Source organism: Rhodococcus shunpengi, assembly GCF_048381395.1.
GTDB lineage: Bacteria > Actinomycetota > Actinomycetes > Mycobacteriales > Mycobacteriaceae > Rhodococcus.
Map to the genome: position 1 here is coordinate 686,829 of NZ_JBLWIU010000034.1, position 24,022 is coordinate 710,850.

18 protein-coding genes are annotated in these 24,022 nt (G+C 68.3%); 12 read left to right on the top strand and 6 right to left on the bottom strand.

Annotated features, from left to right (window positions below; genetic code table 11):
- The 8 genes from ACNJ7K_RS23435 to ACNJ7K_RS23470 all read left to right on the top strand — a co-directional run bounded on the left by ACNJ7K_RS23435 (position 1) and on the right by ACNJ7K_RS23470 (position 9,459).
- The gene (locus ACNJ7K_RS23435) at positions 1-1,110 is read left to right on the top strand and encodes a carbon-phosphorus lyase complex subunit PhnI (RefSeq protein WP_487042243.1); all 1,110 of its coding nucleotides are present in this window, start codon (positions 1-3) and stop codon (positions 1,108-1,110) included.
- The gene (locus ACNJ7K_RS23440; protein ID WP_120282544.1) at positions 1,110-2,972 is read left to right on the top strand and encodes an alpha-D-ribose 1-methylphosphonate 5-phosphate C-P-lyase PhnJ; all 1,863 of its coding nucleotides are present in this window, start codon (positions 1,110-1,112) and stop codon (positions 2,970-2,972) included. The genes ACNJ7K_RS23435 and ACNJ7K_RS23440 overlap by 1 nt, the downstream gene beginning before the upstream one ends.
- Before the next feature lie 2 nt (positions 2,973-2,974).
- Positions 2,975-3,718, top strand: a complete 744-nt coding sequence (locus ACNJ7K_RS23445) for a phosphonate C-P lyase system protein PhnL (RefSeq protein WP_100167913.1) — start codon at positions 2,975-2,977, stop codon at positions 3,716-3,718.
- Positions 3,715-4,953, top strand: coding sequence for an alpha-D-ribose 1-methylphosphonate 5-triphosphate diphosphatase (locus ACNJ7K_RS23450; RefSeq protein ID WP_006551980.1), 1,239 nt, complete (start codon positions 3,715-3,717; stop codon positions 4,951-4,953). The genes ACNJ7K_RS23445 and ACNJ7K_RS23450 overlap by 4 nt, the downstream gene beginning before the upstream one ends.
- 125 nt (positions 4,954-5,078) lie before the next feature.
- On the top strand, positions 5,079-6,044 hold the full coding sequence (locus tag ACNJ7K_RS23455) for a phosphate/phosphite/phosphonate ABC transporter substrate-binding protein (RefSeq protein WP_039958034.1): 966 nt from the start codon (positions 5,079-5,081) through the stop codon (positions 6,042-6,044).
- 32 nt (positions 6,045-6,076) lie between these two features.
- A complete protein-coding gene (phnC, locus tag ACNJ7K_RS23460; RefSeq protein ID WP_174247041.1) occupies positions 6,077-6,898 on the top strand; it encodes a phosphonate ABC transporter ATP-binding protein in 822 nt (273 codons plus the stop codon).
- A 7-nt stretch (positions 6,899-6,905) separates the two neighbouring features.
- Positions 6,906-8,636 carry a phosphonate ABC transporter, permease protein PhnE gene (gene phnE / locus ACNJ7K_RS23465; RefSeq protein ID WP_159418369.1) on the top strand — a complete coding sequence of 577 codons (1,731 nt, stop codon included), beginning with the start codon at positions 6,906-6,908 and terminating at the stop codon, positions 8,634-8,636.
- Positions 8,637-8,664: 28 nt separating this feature from the next.
- Positions 8,665-9,459, top strand: coding sequence for an inositol monophosphatase family protein (locus ACNJ7K_RS23470; protein WP_120282546.1), 795 nt, complete (start codon positions 8,665-8,667; stop codon positions 9,457-9,459).
- Positions 9,460-9,516: 57 nt separating this feature from the next.
- On the opposite strand, the gene ACNJ7K_RS23475 is transcribed toward ACNJ7K_RS23470, so the two are convergent.
- Entirely contained in the window at positions 9,517-11,052 is a 1,536-nt protein-coding gene (locus ACNJ7K_RS23475) for a Mur ligase family protein (RefSeq protein WP_487042244.1), read from the bottom strand.
- Positions 11,053-11,162: 110 nt separating this feature from the next.
- Here ACNJ7K_RS23475 and ACNJ7K_RS23480 point away from each other — a divergent pair, with 110 nt between their 5' ends.
- The 4 genes from ACNJ7K_RS23480 (at position 11,163) to ACNJ7K_RS23495 (ending at position 17,742) form a co-directional block, all read left to right on the top strand.
- The gene (locus ACNJ7K_RS23480; protein ID WP_159418368.1) at positions 11,163-12,671 is read left to right on the top strand and encodes a protein adenylyltransferase SelO; all 1,509 of its coding nucleotides are present in this window, start codon (positions 11,163-11,165) and stop codon (positions 12,669-12,671) included.
- 253 nt (positions 12,672-12,924) lie between these two features.
- Complete coding sequence (locus tag ACNJ7K_RS23485; RefSeq protein WP_487042296.1) at positions 12,925-14,163, top strand: ABC transporter substrate-binding protein; 1,239 nt, start codon at positions 12,925-12,927, stop codon at positions 14,161-14,163.
- Positions 14,164-14,197: 34 nt separating this feature from the next.
- A complete protein-coding gene (locus ACNJ7K_RS23490; protein ID WP_487042245.1) occupies positions 14,198-17,014 on the top strand; it encodes an ABC transporter permease subunit in 2,817 nt (938 codons plus the stop codon).
- A complete protein-coding gene (locus tag ACNJ7K_RS23495) occupies positions 17,011-17,742 on the top strand; it encodes an ABC transporter ATP-binding protein (RefSeq protein WP_487042246.1) in 732 nt (243 codons plus the stop codon). The genes ACNJ7K_RS23490 and ACNJ7K_RS23495 overlap by 4 nt, the downstream gene beginning before the upstream one ends.
- A 78-nt stretch (positions 17,743-17,820) precedes the next feature.
- Here ACNJ7K_RS23495 and ACNJ7K_RS23500 read toward each other — a convergent pair whose 3' ends face one another.
- The 5 genes from ACNJ7K_RS23500 to ACNJ7K_RS23520 form a co-directional block, all read right to left on the bottom strand.
- Positions 17,821-19,116, bottom strand: coding sequence for an acyl-CoA dehydrogenase family protein (locus ACNJ7K_RS23500; RefSeq protein ID WP_268655689.1), 1,296 nt, complete (start codon positions 19,114-19,116; stop codon positions 17,821-17,823).
- Positions 19,117-19,146: 30 nt separating this feature from the next.
- Positions 19,147-20,199, bottom strand: coding sequence for a phosphotransferase family protein (locus ACNJ7K_RS23505; RefSeq protein WP_120282550.1), 1,053 nt, complete (start codon positions 20,197-20,199; stop codon positions 19,147-19,149).
- A gap of 97 nt (positions 20,200-20,296) precedes the next feature.
- Complete coding sequence (locus ACNJ7K_RS23510; protein ID WP_120282551.1) at positions 20,297-22,168, bottom strand: helix-turn-helix domain-containing protein; 1,872 nt, start codon at positions 22,166-22,168, stop codon at positions 20,297-20,299.
- 81 nt (positions 22,169-22,249) lie between these two features.
- A complete protein-coding gene (locus tag ACNJ7K_RS23515; protein WP_487042247.1) occupies positions 22,250-23,494 on the bottom strand; it encodes a bifunctional 3,4-dihydroxy-2-butanone-4-phosphate synthase/GTP cyclohydrolase II in 1,245 nt (414 codons plus the stop codon).
- 5 nt (positions 23,495-23,499) lie between these two features.
- Entirely contained in the window at positions 23,500-23,994 is a 495-nt protein-coding gene (locus ACNJ7K_RS23520; RefSeq protein WP_120282553.1) for a flavin reductase family protein, read from the bottom strand.
- Positions 23,995-24,022: the final 28 nt, after the last annotated feature.

Sequence of the window (24,022 nt, forward strand, 5' to 3'; positions counted from 1 at the left end):
ATGGGGTACTCGGGAGCACGCGGCGGACTCGACGCGATCCTCGCCGCCGAAGAACTCGTCCGCACCGCCCGCGACACCGACGATTCGCCCGCGCTGACCACCGCGCAGATCACCGGCCGGATGCGACTCGCCGTCGACCGCGTGATGGGGGAGGGCTCGCTGTACGACGAGGCCACCGCCGCCGATGCACTGCGACAGGCCGAAGGCGACGTCATCGAAGCCACCCACCTCGTCCGCGCCCACCAGTCCACCCTGCCGCGACTGGCGACCAGCGAACCGGTCGACCCCGACGAGATGACGGTGCTGCGCCGCATCGTGCCGGCGTGGCGGACCCCGGACGGACCTCAATTGCTCGGTCGCACAAGTGATTACACCGGACGCATGCTGGTGCGTGAGGGCACGAACATCGTGACGGTGCCGTCCGAGACCGATCCGTCCGTCGAGCGCACCGAGGCCGAACGGCACCCGCGCCGCTTCTCCGACCTGCTGCGCGACATGAACCTGATGGTCGACAGTCGGCCCAAGGACGGCTCCGACCTGGAACCGTTCGACATCTCCCGTCACCTGCCCGTTCCCCCGGCGCCGCGCTCGGCGGTGCTCGCCTCGATGGCGCGAGCCGAAACCGGTGCGCTCGTCGGCACCTGGTACCGCTCGGTCCGCGGCACCGACGGGAACATCCACGAAACCACCCTCGGCGAGGTCCGGCACGGGCGTATCCCGGTCCGGATCCGGCACCCGCACACCGGTAATCCCTTCGTCATGGGCGAGATCCGCGCCAGCGAGTGCGAAGCGATCGAGGACCTCAACGGTCCCGACGAGGACCGCGGCCGCTTCGACGTCGGCTACGGCCTGTGCTTCGGGCACAACGAACGCAAGGCCATCGCCATGGCCAACCTCGACATCGCGTGCCGTCGCTTCGGTGACAGCACCGGCCTCGAACAGACCCTGCTTCTCACCACGGACGGCCTCGACTCCTGCGGCTTCCTCGAGCACCTCAAGCTTCCGCACTACGTCACCTTCCGATCGATGATCGACCGCAAACTCGCAGTCCAGGCCGGCGAGGACGACGCTCCGGCCCGCGCTGCCGAACCTCTCGGAGGCATCTGCTGATGACCGACACCCTCACGACGCACGCTCCCGGCGCTGCGCCGTCCCGCCTGACCCACACCCTCGACGCGATCGACGCCGCCACCCCCGGCCGCGGCATCCTCGACGAAGGTTCCAAGCGCGAGATCCGCCGCGCATCCCTCACCGCGGTCTGCGTGCCCGGTTATCTCACGCCGTTCGGGTCCCGCGAGATGCCGGTGGCACGTGGCTGGGGTTCCGGTGGCCTGCAGGTCACGCTCGGTCTGGTGACCGCCGACGACGTCGTCAAGGTCATCGACCAGGGTGACGACGACGGCGTCAACGCCACCAACCTGCGCCGCCTCATCGAGGACAGCGAGAAGTGCGCGAGCACCAAGGACACCCGCGAGGCGACGATCATCCAGTCGCGGCACCGGATCCCCGAGGAACCGATGGGGGAGGACCAGATCCTCGTCCTGCAGGTCCCCAACTCCGAACCTCTTCGCGCCGTGCAGAAGTCCGTCACCGAGTGCGCGCGCATGCACGCCGAGGCCGACTACTCGATGATGTGGGTGAGCCTCTACGAGGACCTCGTCCGCAACGGCGTCATCACCAAGACCACCGGCTACCCGGTGCTCGTCAACGGCCGCTACGTGATGATCACCTCGCCCATCCCGCGCTGGGACGTGCCGCAGCTTCACGACTCGCCGTTCCTGACGCTGCTGGGTGCGGGTCGTGAGAAGCGCATCTTCGCCGTCCCCCCGTACACCGACGTGCGCCCGCTGACGTTCGACGACGTGCCTTTCGAGGTGGAGGGTTCGAAGGATCAGCAGTGCGAGCGGTGCGGTTCCACCGACACCTTCCTCGTCGAGGCCGCCCCCGGCCGCATGATGTGCAGTGACGTCGAGTGGTGCACCCGCGTCACCGACGCCGACGTCGACCTCGACCGGCACGCGAACAACGCCCCGCTGCAGTACCTGCCCGATCCGCAGCGTCGCGTCCGCGTCGCCGCTGCCGCCGATCACCGCGACCCGAAGGAACTCGTCGACCGGCCCGTCCCGGCCCATGCCGAAGGCTGGACGCTCGCCGTCCGCGGAGTCGGCAAGGTGCACGGCCCCGGTGGCGCCGACGCAGTTCCCGGCACCGGACCCGAGGCCGGCACGGCCATCAGTCCCCGTACCGGAGCGGTCGTCGCGGCATGGGACGTCAGCTTCGACGTCGCACCCGGTGAGGCACTCGGCATCATCGGCGAATCCGGATCCGGCAAGTCGACCGTGCTGCGCTGCCTCATCGGCGACGAGAAGGCCACGGCCGGTTCGATGTTCCTGACCACGCTCGACGAGGGCCGCACCGACGTGTTCACCCTCGACGACACCGAGCGTCGTGCTCTGCGGATCGACACCCTGGGGCTGGTCCACCAGAACCCCGCCGACGGACTCACCATGACGGTGTCGGCCGGTGGCAACATCGCCGAGCGGCTCACCGCGGCGGGCTGGCGCAACTACTACGAGATCCGCGACCGCGCCGCCTATCTGCTCGAGAAGGTCGAAGTTCCCCTCGACCGCATGGACGATCCGGTCCACACCTTCTCCGGCGGTATGCGCCAGCGCGTGCAGATCGCCAAGGCCCTCGCCACCGATCCGCGGGTGCTGCTGCTCGACGAGCCCACCACCGGTCTCGACGCGTCCGTCGCCGCGGGTGTGCTCGACCTGCTGCGCAACCTGCTCGCCGAACGCGACACCGCAGCCGTGGTGGTCAGCCACGACTTCGCGGTCATCGAAGCGCTCACCGACCGCACGCTGGTGATGAACGTGGGACGCGCCGTCGAAACCGGCCTCACCGACCAGCTGTTCCAGGACCCCCACCACCCCTACACTCAGCGGCTCGTCGCCGCCGCCCGGAGATGACCATGCAGACCACACCTGTTCTGACCGTGCGCGACCTGCGAAAGTCGTTCACCCTCCACACCATCGACGGACGGAAGGTGACGTCGCTGCACGGCGTCGACCTCGACGTGGCCGCCGGCGAGCACGTGGCGCTCGCCGGGCCGTCCGGTGCAGGAAAGTCCAGCTTCCTGCGCTGCGTGCACCGCAGCTACCTGCCCGACTCCGGGTCCGTCGTGCTGCACACCGACGACGGCCCGGTCGAACTCACCGACCTGCCCGACCGGGAGATGGCCCGCCTCCGCGGCCGCGAACTCGGTTACGTCTCCCAGTTCCTGTCGGCGCCGCCGCGCACCGCACCGCTCGAGGTGGTGGCATCCGCCGCTCGTCGCCGCGGGATGAGCCGCACCGAGGCCCGCGACGCCGCCGCGGAGTCGCTGAAGCGCCTGGCCCTCGACGAGGCACTGTGGGACGTCGACTGCAGCGTCCTGTCGGGCGGTGAACGTCAGCGTGTGAACATCGCCGCGGGCACCGTGCACCCGCCGCGCCTGCTGCTGCTCGACGAACCGGTCTCGGCGCTCGACCCCGTCAACCGGGAGCGCGCCCTGGAGCTGATCGCCTCGCTGTCCGCCTCCGGCGTCGCCGTTCTCGCGGTCTTCCACGACCTCGACGCCATGCACCGCCTTGCCACCCGTGTCGTCCGGTTCGCGGACGGTGACATCGCCGAAATCGGTCCCCCCGCCGACGTATTGGGAGCACACGCAGCATGACCGGAATCGAACTCGCCCCCGAGACCACCGACGCGCTGCCCTGGACGTTGCAGCGCGCACCGCAGAACTACGTGATCGGGCACGTGCGGGCCGTGCTGCCCGACCGGGTCCTCGACGACGCCCGCATCGTGGTGCGCGACGGTCGTATCGCCGAAGTCGGCCCGTCGGTGCCCGGTGTCCGCGCCGACGTCGACGGCGGGGGACTGCTGTGCCTGCCCGGGCTCGTCGACGTGCACTCCGACGGCCTCGAGAAGGAACGGATGCCGCGACCCGGCGTCGAACTGCCCTGGTCGTTCGCGCTCATGTCGTTCGAGGGCAAGGTTCGCGCCGCCGGCGTGACCACGGTCTTCCACGGCGCGTCGTTCTCCGACCGGGCCACCGCGACGTCGGGCCGCAGCGTGCACGTCGCGCAACGCATGTGCGAGTCCATCGAGCAGTGGTCGCTGCGCGAGACCGACTGCGGGCTCGTCGACCACCGGGTACTGCACCGCCTGGACGTCCGGTCGGAGGCCGGGTTCGAGGCCATGCGTGCCGAATTCGAGCGGCTCGTCGCCACCGGTGCGGTCACCACCGAAACGCCCGCGGTGATCTCGCACGAGGACCACACCCCCGGCATCGGGCAGTACGCGGACCGCGCCTACTACGAGAATCACATCGCAGGTGTTCGCGGCATCTCCGCGGAGGCCGCCCGCGCCTACGTCGACGAACTGGCAGCCGAACGCGAAGCCAACGCCGGCATCCGCGACACGACGATGGGCTGGCTCGCCGAGCAGTCCCGTACCGGGCTCGTCCGCATCTTCGGGCACGACCCCGAGTCGGCCGTGGAGATCGCCGACCTCGCTGCGCGCGGCGGCAACGTCGCCGAGTTCCCCACGACGGTGGAGGCGGCACGAGAGGCGCGGGATCGCGGGATGTCGGTGGTCATGGGCGGACCGAACGTGCTGCGCGGGAAGTCGCATTCCGGCAACGTGTCCGCCGGTGAGCTGGCCGACCTGGGACTGGTGACCGCGCTGGCGTCGGATTACCTTCCGTCGTCGCTGCTGGGTGCAGCGTTCGTCCTCGCCGAGCGGGGGATGGGCCTTCCGGCCGCCGTCGCGCTGGTCACCAGTGGCCCTGCCACGGCCGTGGGGCTCGCCGACCGAGGGGCTCTCGACGCAGGTCAGCGCGCTGATCTGGTGCTCGTCGCCGTCGAGCACGGGCATCCCGTCACCCGCGCCGTGCTGCGCGCGGTGTGATCCGAATTACCGCACAAGGCGTACGGATCGTCGCTCGGGCGAGATGAACGGTTCATCTCCAGTTCGATACCCGGATACACCATGCAGACAGTCTGAACGCGACGCCCCGACAAGGAGTTCTTCCCATGCGTATTCGTTCATCACGTTCCCTGACGGCTGCCGCCGTGGCCGCCGCCGCGGCGCTCGCCCTCTCCGCCTGCGGGTCGAGCGCCGACGAGGACAACTCCGCCGGCGGCACGTCCGCCGGTGACGGCGCCCCCGACACCCTGGTGATCGCCGCCATCCCCAGCGAGGAGAGCTCCAGTCTCCAGCAGCAGTTCGCGCTGGTGCAGAAGGTCATCGAGGACGAGACCGGCCTGAAGACCGAATTCCAGAATGCCACCGACTACGCCGCTGTCATCGAGGCGCAGCGCGCAGGAAAGGTGCACATCGGCCACTACGGCCCGTTCTCCTACGTCACGGCACGGGACAGCGGTGTGCCCGTGCAGCCTCTCGCGAGCTTCGCCGATGCCCCCGACGAGAAGCCCGGCTACCAGTCGTACGCGATCGTGCCTGCCGGTTCCGACATCCGCTCGCTCGAAGATTTCCGTGGCAAGACGGTGTGCTTCGTCGACCCCACCTCCACATCCGGCTACCTGTATCCCTCGGCCGGTCTCATCGAGGCCGGAATCGACCCGGAGAACGACGTCACCCCGGTCTTCGCCGGCGGTCACGACGCGTCGGCGCTCGCCGTGAAGAGCGGCCAGTGCGACGCGGGCTTCGCGTTCGACACGATGGTCACCGAGACCCTCGTGAAGAAGGGCGATCTCGCCGAAGGTGACCTCGACGTCGTCTGGGAATCCGAGACCATCGCGTCCAGCCCGACCGCGGTGCTGAGCACTCTGCCGCAGGACCTCGTCGACCAGCTCAGCGACATCTTCCAGAACAAGCTCAACCGTCCGGCGCTCGTCGAGGCCGGCTACTGCAGCACCGCGGAGGAGTGCGAACTGCCGGAGAGCGCCGAGTACGGATACATCCCGGTGACCGACGACGTCTACGACGGCGTCCGCAAAGTCTGCGAGATCACCCAGTCGCCGTCCTGCGCGAGCTGACCCCACGAACCCCGACCCTCTTGGAGCCCGACATGACCGACTCCGATCATTCGCGCCTCGGCGCATCCATCGACAAGATCCTCCGGCCCACCATCTCGCTCAGCGGCGTCACGAAGCAGTTCGGTCCCGATCTGCGGGCGCTCGACGACGTGTCGCTCGAGGTGTACCCGGGTGAAGTTGTCGCGCTCCTGGGCCTGTCGGGCTCCGGAAAATCCACCCTGCTGCGTCTGCTCGACGGCCTGCACCTGCCCACCTCGGGCACGGTGCAGGTTCTCGGCCAGGACGTCGGCACCGCCCGCGGACGAGAACTTCGGGCGTTGCGCCGCAAGGTCGGTTTCGTCTTCCAGCAGTTCCATCTCGTCGGGAACATGACGGTGCTCGAGAACGTGTGCACCGGCGCCCTCGGGTCGCTGCGCGGCCCGCGCTTCGGGCTGATGAGCTATCCGAAGTCGGTGCGGCTCGCCGCGATGGAACAACTCGACCGTGTGGGCCTCGCCGACCGTCCGTTCCAGCGCGCCGACACCCTCTCCGGGGGCCAGCAGCAGCGAGTCGCCGTGGCCCGCGCACTCATCCAGAAGCCGCGCATCCTGCTCGCCGACGAACCGGTCGCCTCCCTCGATCCGGAATCCTCGGCTCAGGTGATGGCCTTGATCTCCCGCATCGCGTCGGAGGATTCGCTGACCGTGGTGTGCAGTCTGCACCAGGTCGACCTCGCGTTGTCGTGGGGACATCGACTCGTCGGATTGCGCGGCGGCTCACTGGTTCTCGACAAGCCGGTCTCGCAGATCGACAAGAACGAGACGATGTCGATCTACTCGGCCGTCGAACCGGTCTCCGTCGGACAGCCGGTGTAGCGCCTCCATGACTCTTCTGACCAACCCACCGCGCTCGACGCTGCCACGCCCGACGTGGCAGACGGTGAGCGTGAACGTCATCCTGTTCGGCCTGTTCGCCGCGTCCCTGTGGGCGGTGGCGGACCTGAAGATCAATGTGGCCACGATCATCGACAGTGCCGACAATGCGGTGAGTTTCGTCGGGCGCATCTTCCCGCTCGACTTCCCGCCGATCGGCGAACTCGTCACGATGACGGCACAGACCCTCGGCATCGTGCTCCTCGCGACGGTGCTGTCGGTGATACTCAGCATGTTCGTGGCCCTCGCTGCGGCCCACAACACCACCCCCGGCACGGCGCTGCGCTGGGGTGCCCGTGCGATCATCGTCGTCACCCGCACCATTCCCGAACTCGTGCTGGCGATCCTGTTCCTGCGGTTGTTCGGACTCGGAGCGGTCGCCGGCATTCTCGCGCTCGGCCTGCACTCGATCGGCATGGTCGGCAAGCTCTATGCGGATGCGATCGAGGACACCGACCCCGGACCCCGCGATGCACTGCGTGCGGCCGGTGCGTCATGGTGGCAGCAGATCGTGGGCGGAGTGTTCCCGCAGGCCATGCCGGCCTTCGTCGCCACCGCCCTGCACCGTTTCGACATCAACCTGCGCGCGTCGGTCATCCTCGGATACGTCGGCGTCAGCGGCATCGGCCTCGAACTGTCGGGTGCGTTGCGCACCATGAACTATCAGCGCGGCATGGCGCTGGCGCTGTTCGTCGTCGCACTGTGCATCGTCGTCGAACTCATCTCCGGAGCGCTGCGGAAGATGGTGCTCGGCGATCAGGCACCGGCACACCGCACCATCTGGACGCGGATGCGCGAGAAGGTCGCCACCGCGCAGAACGGCTGGCTCGACCGCGGCGCCGCAGCCACTTCCGAGGCCCGGGCACGCACGGCCGCCGCCCGCACCGCCGACGGAAACTACCGGGTCAGCCCGCCGTGGACCGGCGAACGTATCCGCCGCACGATCTACGTGGTGCTCTTCGCACTCGCGCTCGTGTTCGCGACGTGGGGTGCGCAGATCGACCTGTCGCGCATGGCCGACGGTTTCGGCTCCATGTTCAACACCCTGTCGCTGTTCTTCCCGCCCGGTACCGGCGGCATCGGGTCGGAACTGTGGGAGCAGCTGCTCGTCACCGTCCAGATCGCTCTGGCCGCAACGTTCATCGGTCTGGTGGTCGCGGTCCCCGTCGGCCTGCTCGCCGCCCGCAACGTCGCACCGACGCCGGGCATCGCCAAAGGCTTCCGTATCTTCATCGTCGCGGTCCGCGGCATCCCCGACCTGATCTTCGCGATCATCGTCATCGTCGTCACCGGTCTCGGTGCCACCGCCGGCGCGATCGCCTTGTCCGTCGGTGCCATCGGACTGCTGTCCAAACTGATCGCCGACTCGGTGGAGGAAACCGACGTGCGCGTTCAGCAGGCGGTACTGGCCGGTGGCGCCACCCGGATGCAGGTGCTCATCGGTGCGACCGTCCGCCAGTCGGGCCCCGCGATCGTCGCACACATCTTCTATCAGCTCGACAGCAACATCCGCGCCGCAACGCTTCTCGGCGTCGTCGGCGCGGGCGGTATCGGCTTCTATCTCATGAATGCCGCGCGGGTGATGCAGTTCGACGTCGTGACCATGGTCGTCGTGATGATCTTCGTGGTTGTCATGGCGGTCGAAGGGCTCGCGATATGGGTGCGCCGCGCCATTTCGTAACCACCACAACTACGACCCGGAGTTTCACGTGACCATTATCGAAGCGGCCCGGACCGCTGCCACCGGCATCCTCACCGCCACCGCCGACGCCGCAACCGCTGCCTACCGCGACGCGGTGCGTACCTACTCGCGGGAGAAGCTTCGTTCGGTGGCCATGGTGGGTGCCGACGGCACCGACACCATGTTCGTCGACGTGCTGGTGGAGGACGCGATCATCGGTGCCGCCACCGCTGCGGGCGCGAACATCCTGTCGGAGGAGCGCGGCTTCGTCGACGTGGGTTCGGCGATCACGCTGGTCGTCGACCCCGTGGACGGATCCGCGAATGCCGCAGCGGGCATCCCGCTGGCCTGCTTCAGTGCAGCGGTCGTCGTCGACGGGGAGTTCACCGAGGCGATGACGTCGTGGCTGCACACCGACGAACGATGGTGGGCGTCGCGCACGGCATCGGAGTACCGGACGAGCGGCTGCACGTCGCTCGACAGGGCGGCGGTGTCGATGCTGCGTCCGCACGAACGCAACCGCGACGCCTGGTGGCGGGTCGCATCGGCCGCGACCCGCATCCGCATCCTCAGCTGCAGCACCCTGGAATCGGTGTTCGTGGCGACGGGTGCGTCGGATGCCTTCGTCGACGCCGGCAGCGACACGCATCGCCTCATGGACATCGCCGCGGCCGTGGTTCTCGTCGAGGCGTCCGGTGGTGCGGTGATCGACGCCTACGATCGGCCCGTCGAGTTCGATACGGACCTGACGAAACGGTGGAGCGGGATCGTCGCGTCCACTCCCGACCTGGCGGAAGAGTTGCGGGCCGCCATTGCCGGGTGATCCCGGTCGGGATACCGGCGGCTACATGTGGCTGCAACCGTGGTCACCGAGAATCGCTCAGGGGCGGGGGACGCGCGAGACGGGCCTGTGTTGCGCGCGGCGTAGTGCGCGGCGCAGTTCGTCCCGGTCGTCGAATACCTGCACCATGTCCCCGGAGACCAGCCGTGGCTCGCATCCGCGCCCGGCCACGACGACGACGTCTCCGGGGCCGGTGTGGGCGACGGCGATGTCGAACGCGCGACGTCGGTCGGCTTCGACGACGACGCGGGCACTGCGCGCTGCGAAGGCACCTTCGGCGACCGCATCCCTGAGCACCCGCGGGTCCTCCGAGAGGGGACTGTCGTCGGTCACGACCACCACGTCGGCGTAGGTCGCGGCGGTGTGCCCGAGCGGAAATCGCTTGCCGGGATCGCGTTCTCCGGTCGCGCTGATCACGAGGACCAGTCGCCGCTCGGGGGCGAGCGACCGGAGGAAGGGCAGCAGTTCGCGTTGCCCGGACGTGTTGTGCATGTAGTCCACGAGCGCGAGAACGCCTTCGCCGGTGTCGACGCGTTCGAGTCGGCCGGGCACACCCGCGAGGGTTTCCAGACCCGCCGCGGCCTGCAGGACGTCGCCGTCGACGGCGGCCACCGAGGTGAGCGCCGTCAGCGCATTGGCCACCTGGTGCGGCCCGAGCAGCGACAGTCGCACCGGCGCACTCCCGGCCGGTGTGTGCACGGTGAAGGTGGTGCCGTGGAGATCGCACCGGATCGTGTCCGCGTACACGTCGGCGCGGGGATCGCGGGTCGAATGCGTCCACAGCGGCACGTCGACGGAGGCAGCCAGACGTCGGCCGTACTCGTCGTCGATGTTCACCACGGCCGTCTGCGTGCGGTCGGCGGTGAACAGTGCCGCCTTGGCGGCGAAGTACTGCTCCATCGTGTGGTGGAAGTCGAGGTGGTCGCGCCCGAGATTGGTGAAGGCGACGGTACGGAAACGCACACCGTCGACGCGGCCCTGACTGATGCCGTGCGAGGACACCTCGAGCGTCACCGCCTGCACGCCCTGGTCACGGAACTCGGCAAGGGTGCGGTGCACCACCGAGGCCTCCGGGGTGGTGCGGGTTGCGGGCCGTGTGCCGGCGGGACCGCGCACCACGACCCCGCCTATCATGCCGGTCACCACGCCGGTGGCCGCGAGTGCGGTGTCGAGGAGATAGGTCGCGCTCGTCTTGCCGTTGGTGCCGGTGATGCCGTGGACCTGCAGGTCGTGGGAGGGATGCCCGAGAATCCACGACGCCAACGGGCCGACCACCTCGCGTGGTCGATCGACCACGAAGGTGGGCAGCAGGCGCGACGGTCGGTCGCTGAGCACCGCGACCGCGCCGTGGGTGGCGGCTTCGGCTTCGAACTCCAGGCCGTGGGCGTGGTGTCCCGGTAGCGCTACGTACAGATCGCCGGGCCGCACCGCGCGGGAATCATCGCTGATGCCGGTGATCACGCGGTCGTGTCCGCCCTGCGGTCCGGATCGCATGACATCGTGGAGGTGCTCGGCGACGTCGCGGACCTGGATCCGCCGGGTGGGACGGCAAGGATCGTCCGGGTCGGTGTGCACGGGGGCGGATACCCGGTCCGGGGCGGAATGATGCGCCGCCGGTGACCGGGGTCCACCGGCGTTTCCCTCGCCCGCAGCGTGCGTCGGTGTCACACGGTTACCCTCGAAGGATGACTGCGATTCCGGATTTCCCCGTCGGCACGAACACCACGATATCCGGTCTCGGCAGCTCCTTCGCCGACGAATTGAGCGGATTGTCGGTGCCGTGGCAGGGCGCCGAGGCCCCCGACCCGGAACTGCTCGCGCTCAACGAGGACCTCGCGGTGTCGCTGGGACTGGACGTGGCGGCGTTGCGCAGCGCCGACGGCGTCGCCGCCCTGGCCGGCGCGGAGGTACCGGCGGGCGCGAAGCCGGTCGCGATGGCCTATGCCGGACATCAGTTCGGCGGATACGCTCCGCTGCTCGGCGACGGTCGGGCGTTGTTGCTCGGTGAACTCGTCGACGCGGACGGTGGCCGCGTCGATCTGCATCTCAAGGGTTCGGGGCCCACTCCGTTCTCCCGGGGTGGGGACGGCTTCGCGGTCGTCGGGCCGATGCTGCGCGAGTATCTGGTGAGCGAGGCCATGCACGCGCTCGGCATTCCGACCACCCGTTCGTTGTCGGTGGTGGCGACCGGTCGGCCGGTCTACCGCGAGGGCGCCGAGCCCGGTGCGGTGCTGGCCCGTGTCGCGGCCAGTCATCTGCGGGTGGGGACCTTCGAGTTCGCTGCGCGGCAGGGTGAGGTCGTGCGCGCGCTGGCCGACCACGCGATCGCCCGGCACTATCCGGATCTGCTCGATCTACCGGAGACCGGTGAGAACAACCGCTACCTGGGCCTGTTCACCGCCGTGGTCGAGGCGCAGGCGTCGCTGGTGGCGCAGTGGATGCTCGTCGGTTTCGTGCACGGGGTGATGAACACCGACAACACCACCATCTCGGGGCAGACCATCGACTACGGTCCGTGCGCCTTCGTCGACGCCTTCGATCCGGCGGCGGTGTTCAGTTCCATCGACCACAGCGGACGCTATGCGTTCGGCAACCAGCCCGCCGTCCTGAAATGGAATCTGGCGCGCTTCGCCGAAACCTTGCTCAGACTCGTCGATTCGACCCCGGACGCGGCGATCGCCGCGGTCACCGCCGTTCTGGACAGCTTCGACACCCGTTACGAGCGGCACTACCGGTCCGGTCTGGCCGCCAAACTCGGTCTCCCGGAAGACTCTCTCGACCAGACGCTGGTCGACGATCTGCTCACGCTGCTGGAAGAGCACCGCGCCGACTGGACGGCGACCTTCCGTGCCCTCGCCGACGAACTGCGCGGCAATCCGGCACCCCTCGACGGACTCGTGCCGCGTGAGCGCTCGGCATCGTGGCTCGAACGTTGGCACGCCGCAGCCGAGCGGGACGACCGGGCAGCGGGGGAGAGGGCGGGGGCGATGGACCGCGTCAACCCGCTGTACATCGCGCGCAACCATCAGGTCGACGCCGCGCTGAAGGCGGCGACCGGCGGCGACCTCGAGCCGTTCGCGAAACTGCTCGACGTCGTCACGCATCCCTTCGAGGCGCGTGCCGAGTGGACCGAATACGCCTCGCCCGCACCGCGTTCGTTCGCCGAGTCCTTCCGGACCTTCTGCGGCACCTGACCGTCCGATCCTGCGCACATCTCGTCGCGACACGCCGAACCGGCGCGACAAGATGTGCGCATTCGGCGTGCCCGACCGGCGTCCGCGCCGTCGGGTGCGATTGCTGCACCATTCTTACATAGATAACTACGTAATCCTATTGACACAACTGAGAAGCCAACTTACGCTCAGCCCACTCCAGTGTGAGGTGCATCACTCAGCCGGAACGTCCAACGCCCGTGTCAGGAAACGAGGGAGTGGCCCCGTGTCTCAGATGTTCGGTTCGACCCGCAGGGAATCCGTCAAGAGAATGCGTCTGGGGTTGCTCCTGGTGACCTCCGCGCTGGTGGTGGGAACGGCGTGCGGCAGCACGGACGACAGTGCGGACGCCGGTTCCGCCGAAGCGCCGAGCAGCGCGTTCCCGGACAACCCGGCGACCGGTACACCCGTGAGAATCGGGGTGATCAATCCCGAAGGCGGACCGGCGATCTCGATGCCCGACAACCGCCGCGCCGCCGAGGCCGCCGCCGAATACGCCAACGCCCATCTCGGCGGTATCGGGGGACACCCGATCGAACTCGAGATCTGCGCCGCCAAGGAGGATCCCGCCTCCAACCAGGACTGCGCGAACCAGATGGTCGAGAAGGGGGTCGCGGCGGTCGTCGTGCCCTCTTCCGGCCACGGCGCCGCCATGGTCCCGATCATCACCGGCGCCGGCATCCCGTACATGACGCCGTCCGGCACCACCCCCGCGGAGCTGACCTCCCCGTCGGCCTACGCCCTCAACAGTGGTTTCCCGGGCTCGCTCGCCGCGATGGCGAACTACGCTGCGGAGCAGGGCTATCAGAAGGTCGCGGCCTTCGTCATCGACACCGGCGCGGTCATCGCCTCCACCCAGGCCCTCGGCGACAGCACCTTCGGCGCCGCCGGTGTGGAGCTGAAGATCGCCCCGGTGACACCCGGCACCCCCGACGCGACGCCGCAGGTCAGCGCCGGCCTGGCGGACGGCGTCGACGCGGTCGCGGTGATCGGCGACGCGACGATGTGCACCTCCGTGCTCCGCTCGATGATGACGCTCGGCGCCGACCAGGCGAAGATGATCATCCAGCCGTGCCTCGACCCCTCTGTGATCGACGCCGTCGGCGACTCCCTCGACGGCGCCACGGCCTTCCTCGGGGCCGACATCGACTCCGACGAACCCGAAGCCGTGCTCTACCGCTCGGTCATGGAACGCTACGCACCCGACGCCGACATCAACGGCTTCACGTTCACCGGCTACCAGGCCATGCTCGGCCTGATCCGCGCGGCCGAGAACCTCGAGGGCGAGCCGACCGCCGCCGCGATCGATGGTGCGATCAAGACCGCCGTGGACGTGCCCATGCCCGCCGCAGATGGCATCACCTTCACCTGCGACGGCACCGCGATGCCCGGCATGCCTGCCGTGTGCGCAAACCAGGGCATCATCGCGACGGTCGAAGGCGGGAAGGCCACCGACCCGAAGGTCGGACAGTGACGAGCCGGGCCGGCTCACCGGAAACGAGTGACTGATGTCCGGTCACTTCGTCTTCCTCGCACTCGGATTGGGCAACGGCGCCGTCTACGCGGCACTCGGGCTCGCGCTGGTCATGACCTTCCGGAGCTCCGGGGTCGTGAACTTCGCGACCGGCGCGATCGCCCTGTACGTGGCGTACACCTACGGGTTCCTGCGCAAGGGCGAGTTGCTCAATCCGATTCCGGGGATGCCGACCACCGTCGACCTCGGCGGTCCGTGGGGATTCGTGCCGGCACTGGCACTGTCCCTGCTGATCGCCGCGGTCCTCGGCGTGGTGCTCTACGGCCTGGTGTTCCGGTTGGTGCGGAACGCCCCGCCGGTCGCCAAGGCGGTCGTGTCCATCGGCGTGATGCTGGTCGTGCAGGCGCTGCTCGCGCTGCGGGTCGGCACCACCCCCGTCTCGGTCAAGCCGATCCTGCCCAACGGTGCGCTCACCGTCGCCGGCATGCGGATCCCACAGGACCGGTTGTGGTTCGCGGTCCTCATGATCGCGATGACGGTCGTACTCGTGTGCCTGTTCCGGTACACCCGGTTCGGACTCGCGACCCGCGCGGCCGCCGAATCCGAGAAGGGCGCACTCGTCACGGGTCTGTCTCCCGATCGGATCGCGCTCGGCAACTGGGCGCTGAGCACCGTGGTCGCCGGCATCGGCGGCATCCTCATCGCACCCATCGTCCCGCTCGTCCCGGTGTCCTACTCGCTATTCGTGATTCCGGCACTCGCGGCGGCGTTGGTCGGGAACTTCACCGCGATGGGCGTGACCGTCGCAGCCGGGTTCGCGATCGGCATGCTGCAGTCCGAGATGACCCACCTGCAGGCGACCGTCGACTGGTTCCCTCGATCGGGGATGGCGGAACTCGTTCCGCTCGTGCTGATCCTGGCGTTCCTGGTGGTGCGCGGTAAGCCGTTGCCCACCCGCGGGGCGATCGTCAAGTCGTCGCTCGGTCGGGCACCGCGGCCGCGACGGATCCTGCTACCGACACTGGTCGGGGTGGTCGTCGCGGTCCTGGCCCTGACCCTGACCTCCGGAAGTTACCGGGCCGCAGTGATCGTCAGCCTCGTCCTCGCGATCATCGGCCTGTCGCAGGTCGTCGTGACCGGTTTCGCAGGCCAGATCTCACTGGCGCAGCTGCCCCTGGCCGGTGTCGGCGCGTTCACCCTCAGCCGCCTGACCACGGACTGGGGTATCCCGTTCCCGATCGCACCGATCATCGGGGCGCTGGCCGCGACGGTCATCGGCGTGGTTGTGGGACTGCCCGCGCTGCGGATCCGCGGATTGCCCGTCACCGTGGTCACTCTCGCGCTGGCGGTCTTCCTCGAGTTCGTGTGGTTCCGTAACACCGATCTCAACGGCGGGATGCAGGGCGCCCAGGTCGAACCACCGACGCTCTTCGGTATGGATTTGTCCATCGGGTCCGGTGCGGGTTATCCGCGGGTGGCCTTCGGATTCCTCTGCCTGGTGGTGCTCGTGATCGTCGCGGTGGCCGTGGTGAAGCTGCGGACCGGGAGGCTGGGGGCGGCGATGCTGGCGGTGCGCGCCGACGAGCGTGCCGCGGCGGCCTCGGGCATCGACGTGTCGCGCACCAAGCTGCTGGCCTTTGCCATCGGGGCGTTCATCGCTGGTCTGGGCGGATCGCTGATGGCCTATCAACAGACCGTCGTGACCGCGGAGTCGTACACGACGATCGGCGGTATCGCGTTGTTCGCGATGATCTACATCGCCGGGGTCACTCTGGTCAGCGGCGGCATCCTCTCCGGTGTCCTCGGTGCCGGCGGACTGATGTTCATCCTGCTCGACCGGCTGCTCGGTTTCGCCGACTACTACGCGATCATCGGCGGGGTCCTGCTCACCGTCACCGTGATCAGCTACCCCGAAGGCATCGCCGGGCACTTCGCCGAGCGGATCGCGCGGCTGCAGGCAGCCCTTCGCGCGCGGTCGGGACGCCCGGTGAAGACCGACGTCGCCGTCCCGATCGACACGCAGGCCGAGCTGTCGACGATGCTGTCCGGCGGACCGGAAGGCGCGGTGGTGCTCACCGCGGACGGCCTGACCGTCACCCACGGTGCCGTCACGGCGCTGGCGGACTTCTCGATCGAGGTCCGTTCGGGCGAGATCGTCGGGCTCATCGGACCCAACGGTGCCGGCAAGACGACCTGCATCGACGCACTGAGCGGTTTCGCGGACGCCGCGGGATCGGTGACCCTCGAGGGCCGGCGGATCGACGGTCTCGTCCCGCACCGGCGGAGCCGTCTCGGGCTCGGCCGCACCTTCCAGGACATGTCGCTCTACGAGGACCTGTCGGTGCGCGAGAACGTGGCGGTCGGCACGTTCACGGCCGGTCCGCGAGCCGGTAAGGCGGGTGGCCCGTGGATCGACACGCTCTTCCGGATCCTCGACCTGGAATCGTGCGCCGACGATCCGGTCGCCGAACTGTCGCAGGGCCGAAAGCAATTGGTGTCGGTCGCGCGCGCACTGGCGGGTCGTCCCCGGATGCTGTTGCTCGACGAACCGGCAGCAGGGTTGGCGAGCTCCGAAAGCCGTTGGCTCGGGGAGAAACTGCGCGCGGTGCGCGATGCCGGGGTCACCGTGCTCATCGTCGACCACGACATGGATCTGGTGCTCGAACTGTGCGACCGCATCGTGGTGCTCGACCTCGGACGCATCATCGCCGACGGCACACCCGACGAAATCCGTGGCAACCCGGCAGTCGTCGCGGCCTACCTCGGTGCGACCCGGGAGGGCGCAGGCGAGCTCATGACAGCGAGCGACGGCGAGCTCATGACGACAGCGAAAGCGGAGGCGGGCTCGTGACGACGAAGTTCAGTGCCACCGGACTGTTCGCCGGCTACGGCCGCGGACGGCCGTGTGTGCGGGATGTGGACATCGAACTGGGTTCCGGGCAGGTGATGGCATTGCTCGGCCCGAACGGGGCGGGCAAGACCACGCTGCTGCTGACCCTGGCGGGATTGCTCGCCCCGCTCGGTGGTTCGATGGAACTCGACGGCCAACCCGTCGCGGCGGGCAACGCACGCGCGGCGTCGAAGGCCGGCATCGTGCTCGTCCCCGACGATCGCTCACTGTTCAAGTCCCTCACGGTCGTCGAGAACCTGCGCCTCGCCCGCCACAAGGACGGCCCGACGATCGACGAGGTGATCGAGTACTTCCCGGCACTCGGGGAACGCCGCTCGATCGCGGCGGGCATGCTCTCCGGCGGCGAACAGCAGATGCTCGCGCTCGGACGGGCTTTCGTCCAGGCACCGAAGGTGCTGCTCGTCGACGAACTGAGCATGGGTCTCGCGCCCGTGGTTGTCGACTCGTTGCTGCCCGTCGTCCGCAGTTTCGCCGATGAGAGGAACGCCGCGGTCGTGCTCGTCGAGCAGCACGTGCACATGGCGCTGTCGGTTGCCGACCACGCGATGGTGCTGCGGCACGGCGAGGTGACGACGAGCGGCCCCGCCGCCGAACTCGCGGCCTCCCCGCATCTGCTCGAGCAGGCATATCTGGGGGAATCGGCCGGAGCGGATTCGGTCGTCTTCTGATGGCACCGACCGTCGACGAGAACGGTGTGGTGTGCGGAACTCCTCGAAGAATCGCACGCCACACCGCCTCCAGGGTCGTCAGACGGAGGCGAGGACCTCGTCGAACAGGTCGGCGTAGCGCTCCTGCGCCGCGCGCCGACGGGTCGGCACGTGCTCGGACGGGATGCGGTCTGCGGGGGCCTCGTAGCCGCGAAGGATCAGCTTGGCGACGGTGTCGCGGTGTACCTCGTCGGGGCCGTCGTACAACCGTGCGGCGCGGGCCGCGCGGTACATGAAGTCCAGCGGCAGGTCGGAGCTGTAACCGAGAGAGCCGTGTGTCTGTATCGACCGATCGATGATGTCGTGCAGGATTTTCGCACCGTAGTACTTGATCATGGCGATCTCCTTGCGCGCCTCCTTCGTGCCCTTCGTGTCGATCACCCAGGCGGCCTGTAGGGTCATCAGGCGCAGGGCCTGCATCTCGGCGGCAGAGTCGGCGATCCAGTTGCGCACCGTCTGCTTCTCGCCCAGGACACTGCCATGGGCGAAACGGTAGGTGGCGCGCTCGCACATCATGTCGAAAGCGCGGTTGGCCTGCCCGATCCAGCGCATGCAGTGGTGGATCCGGCCGGGGCCGAGACGTTTCTGGGAGATGAGGAAGCCGTCGCCGGGATTGCCGAGCAGGGCGTCGTCACCGACGCGCACACCGCGCAGGACGACCTCGCAATGCGAACCGTAAGTGTTGTCCCGGGGTGAGGGATTCTCCATCGACGCGATGTCACGCACCACCTCGAGGCCGGGAGCGTCGATCGGGACGATGAACTGCGATGCCCGGCGGTGTCGTTCCGCGTCCGGATCGGTGACGGCGACGACGATGACGAAATCGGCGGTCGAGGCGTTGCTGATGAACCACTTGTGCCCGTCGAGCACCCACTCGTTGCCGTCGCGCACGGCGGTGGTCTGCAGGTTCGTCGGGTCGGCGCCGGCGTTGTCGGGCTCGGTCAGGGCGAAGGCGGAGTACTTCTCACCGGCGAGCAACGGGTCGAGCCAGCGGCGCTTCTGCTCGTCGGTGCCCACCGCCGCCAGGATCTCGGCGTTGCCGGAATCCGGCGCCTGACAACCGAATACGAGAGGACCGAGCGGGGAAGAGCCGAGGATTTCGTGCATCAGGCCGAGCTTGACCTGACCGTAGCCCTGGCCACCGAGTTCGGGATCGAGATGAGCGGCCCACAGCTGCTGGGACTTGACCTCCTGCTGGAGGGGCGCGATGGCTTTCAGCAGCTGCGGCCAGGTGAGTTCGAGCGTTTCCAGCGGACGGATCTCGTCGCGCACGAAGGTGGTCATCCAGTCCAGCTTCTGCTGAAATTCGTGCTCGGTGGAGAAATCCCATGCCATCTTTCGTACCTCCGGTCGGTGGGTGAAGCGTCAGTCGAGGAACCGCAGAGTGCGGTCGAACAGTCGAAGGGCGTAGCGGTGCAGGCGATCACCGACCTCGGTGGATGCCTGCCCGGAACAGGCGCGCGCGTAGGTGCCTTCGAGGATGATGCCGAGTTTGAAGCCGGCCAGCGCCGTGTACCAGTCGATTGCGCTCAGATCGCGCTCGGTGTTCGCCGCGTACCGGTCGATCAGTTCGGTGCGGGACGGGAGACCACCTGCCGCGGCGAGACGGCTCTCGAGCAGGTCGGATCCGCCGTCCGTGTCCGGCCACATGGCGAGCATCCAGCCGAGGTCGAGGAGGGGATCCCCGATGGTCGCCATCTCCCAGTCGACGATGGCGGTGAGCACCGGATCGATGCGATCGAACATCACGTTGGAGACGTGATAGTCGCCGTGCAGGATTCCCGGTGTCCAGGTCCGGGGTTTGTGGTCGTCGAGCCAGGACGCGATCCGGTCGACACCGGGCAACAGCACTGTCGGGTAGCCCGGCAGCAGCGTGTAGGACTCGAGTTCGCTGCTCCAGCGAGCGACTTGGCGGTCGAGGAAACCGTCGGGACGACCGAAGTCGCTGAGCCCGATCTGCACGGGGTCGACACGACCGAGTTCTGTGAGCGCGTCCACCATGGCCAGTCCCATCCGGTGGCGGGCGCCGCGATCGGCGGCGTGGCCGGGGGCAAGTGACTCGGCGGCGTTGTAGCCGTCCACAGCGTGCATCAGGTAGAAGGCTGCGCCGAGAATGTCGGTGTTCTCGCTGCCGGCGACGAAGGTGGGATGCGGCACGGTGGTGCCGGCGAGTGCGCGGAGCAGCGTCATCTCTCTCGCCATCATCCGATTCGAATGTGGCCGAAGGTGTTTCGGTCCCCTTCGGAGGACGTAGTGGACGCCGGAACGTTCGAAGCCGAGCATGACGTTCTGCGTTCCACCCCCGATAGGCGAGGCGGCGGTCAGATCACCGGACCCGAGGCCCTGCGCGTCCATCCAGTCCCGCACGGCGGTGAGGTCGACCCCGAGGAGGTCGCTGTGTGTGGTGTCGGTCGGCATGAATAGAACGTATCGACCGGATCCGTCGGTGGCACCGTACCTCGTCGACCCTCGTTGTGGATTCCTACAATGGCATCCGGTCAGGGATCTGCGCTGGTCAGCGGGCCGCGAAGTCGAGGATCTGGAAGGCCAGGCGCGCAGCGAGCAGTACGTCCAGACTCGTCGGGTCCAGGCCGGTGAGTTCCTTGATCTTGCCCATGCGGTACCGGACCGTGTTCTCGTGGACCTCGAGCGCCAGCGCGGCGCCCTGCACCCTTCCCTCCGCGGCGACGAACGCCCGCCACGTCTCGAGCAGCACACCGTCGTCGGCACCGCGCACGGCGTGGACGTACTCGTGGGCGAAGCGCACTGCGTCCTTGACGCGTCCGGAACTGACGACGACGCGGAAGAGCCCGAGTTCGGTGACGTCGAGGACACCGTCGGACCAGTCGAACGATCGCGCGATGTCGGCAACCTCTTTCATCTCGCGGGCCGCCTGCGGGAAGCCGGTGACCTCGCGGCACACGCCGGAGATGACCGTGGCGCCGGTGGCGAGCTCGGGTTGCAGTGACTCCCGCACCCGCCCGACCCGGTCGCGGAGGGTCTGCATCTCCTCCGCCGACCCGCCGTCGGGGAGCGGGACGAGCACGATCACGTGGCCGGGCAGTTTCACCGCGGCGGGTTCGTCGATGCCGAAGACCTCCCGGAACCGGCGGGTGACGAGCCGTTGCGCCGCGGAGGCGGTGGTACGCGGGTCAGCGGACAGCTCGAAACGTACCAGCACGTGCGGGTGGGTGAGGTCGATGCCGAACTGGGGGCCCCGGCGCAGCAGATGCTCCTTGTCGCGGGTGTTGCGCAGCAGGTCGGACAGATAGTCGTCTCGCGCTTGACCCTGGGTTTCGATCTGGCGTCGTTCGGACAGGATCTGCAGTGACAGCACCGTCGCGCCGTGCTCGGCCAGATGGCTGTCCACCGTCTCGAGGGAACGCCCGACCTCGACGATGCCGAGATAGCCGTTCGGCCGCCCTTCGATGATCAGCCGGCACATCAGGTGCCGTCGTCCGAGTCCCACCGACAGAGTCGGTGGGACGATCGCGGAGGGACGTTCCGGGCTGAGACCCGCCAGTTCCGCCTCGACCGACGGCATCCTCCGCACCTGCTGGGAGATAACGGGCGGGCGGTCGAGACCGAGCGTTGCAGGAGACGCCCAGGCCAGGACCCGGAAGTCCTCGTCGTAGAGCACTACGGGTTTGGCGGACAAGCTCGACAGCAGCGTCACCACGCTGTGGATGTCGGCGCCTTCGAGGACGGCGTTGGTGAGTTTGCGGTGCACGTCCGCGAGATAGGCAAGCGTGTTGCGGCTGCGGGCGATCTCCGAGGCCTGGCTGCGCAGCCGGACGTTGAGCATCGCCTGACTGATGAACAGCGCACTGAGCTGCGCGAACATCTCCGCGATCTCGACGTCCTCTTGGGTGTAGACGTGATCGCGGTCCTTGTCGTCGACGAAGAGCAGGCCGATGACCTCGCCGTCGAACACCAGCGGCACACCCAGCATCGCCCGCACCCGCCAGTGCTCCATGGTGCGGCGGTGCGGGCGCGGATCGTTGGCGACGTCGTCGATGAGGACAGGGCGCGCGGTCTCGATGACTTCCCGGCTGAACCGGTCGCCCGCGATACCGGACTCCTGGCGTTTGACGGCCTCGGTGATGTCACCCTGGTCGGAACAGTGGCCGGCGGCGCCTCGGAACCGGCCGTCCGGGCGTTTGAGGTAGAGCGACGACCGGGAGACTCCGATGACGTTGCACAGCTTCACACACACCGAGCGCAGGAGGTGTTCGAGGTCGGCGTCCCCGATGGCCTCCCCGGTTATCTCGGCGAAGGCGGTGATGACGTCGCGTTCTCGCGGCGGGTCGGCGGAGGCGGGTGGCACAGTGCCGACGGCGTCGGGCCGCGTGGTGCTCTCGGTGCCCGCGCTCGGCAGCAGTGTCATATCGTTCCCTCTCCTCCCAGGATGTGGCGGCCGTTACTCCACATCGTTGAATTGTGGAATATCACAATCTACCGGATCCCGTCACGTGGCCATCGCGTCGGGCAGGCCGTGATCGAGTACGTGGCCCATGCGGTCCCGCTTCGTCCGCAGATACCGCACATTGTGGGCGGTCGCGACGGTGGGAAGTGCGACCCGACCGACGATGTCAATCGAATAACCTTCGAGTCCACCGAGTTTCGTTGGGTTGTTCGTAATCAGACGCATCCGGCGAACCCCTAGGTCGGCGAGGATGCGGGCGCCGACGCCGTAGCTTCGTGAATCGTCGGGCAGGCCGAGCGCGCGGTTGGCGTCCACGGTGTCGAGACCTTGTTCCTGCAGTGAGTACGCACGGATCTTGTGGGCGAGACCGATACCGCGACCCTCGTGGCCGCGAAGGTACACGAGCACCCCGCATCCTTCGCGAGCGATCTCGGCGAGGGCCTGTTCGAGTTGAGCGCCGCAGTCGCAGCGCAACGAACCGAGGATGTCGCCGGTGAGACACTCGCTGTGCACGCGGACCAGCACGCCTTCGTGGCTGCGTCCGGCAGCGGTGACATCACCCATCACCAACGCCAGGTGTTCGGTGCCGTCGAGAACCGACCGGAACGCCACCGCCCGGAACTGCCCGAACTCGGTGGGCATCGTCGCTTCGGCGACCAGTTCGACGAAAGGTTCGGTCGCGGCGCGATACCGCACCAGATCCGCGATGTGCAGCATCGGTAGATCGTGGACGCGCGCGAACTCGACGAGGTCGTCTCCCCGGCGCATCGAACCGTCCTCGGCGACGATCTCGCCGATCACGCCGACATCACCGGCGCCGGCGAGACGCAGCAGATCGACGGTCGCCTCGGTGTGTCCGGCCCGGGCGAGGACCCCACCCTCGCGGGCGCGCAGCGGGAAGATGTGACCCGGTCGGCGCAGGTCCGGGGACTCGGTGGTGTCGGCGGCGAGCGCCCGCACGGTCGCCGCTCGGTCCTCGGCGCTGACCCCGGTACCGGTCGAGACGTGATCGACGGTGATGGTGAACGCCGTGCCGTGCGCATCGGTGTTGCGTTCGACCATCGGAGGCAGCTCGAGCACATCGGCACGATGGGCCGTCATGGGCGCGCACACGATGCCGGTGGTGTGGCGGACGACGAATGCCATCTGTTCGGCGGTCATCGTGGCCGCCGCGGCGACCAGATCGCCTTCGTTCTCACGATCGTCGTCGTCCACGACGACGACCATGCCGCCGGCGGCGAGGGTCTCGACGGCGAGCTCGACCTGCTGTGCGGGTGTGTGAGGCATGGCGACTACTCCTGTCCTGCGCTGTGTGTTCCGAAGGCGCGCCGGTGGTAGGTGAGCGGCGGGTTGTCCGTACAGTCGGCGTCCTCGACGTGTCCGAGGACCACTACGTGGTCACCGCCGTCGACGAGATCCGCCACGGTGCAGGCCACCCAGCCGGGGACGCCTTGGATTCGAGGCACGTCGGACGACAGCGACCAGTCGATGCCGGCGAACTTGTCGGTGCCCTTGCGGGCGAAGGCCAGGGCCAGGGCGTCCTGACCGTGACCGAGGATGTTGATGCCGAAGCGGCGCTGCTTGCGGACCACCGTCAACAGATCCGAGGCACGATCGAGTGCGACGAGCACCATCGGAGGAGCCATCGACAACGACGCGAAGGCACTGACGGTGGTGCCGTGCGGTCGATCACCGTCGAGTGCGGTCACCACCGTGACCGGGGTGCAGACGCCGGCCATCACGTCGCGGAACGCGGTGGTGAAGTCCTGGGTGGCAGGGGAGTTCATGTCGTCCTCCGAGGGGAATCGAACGGGC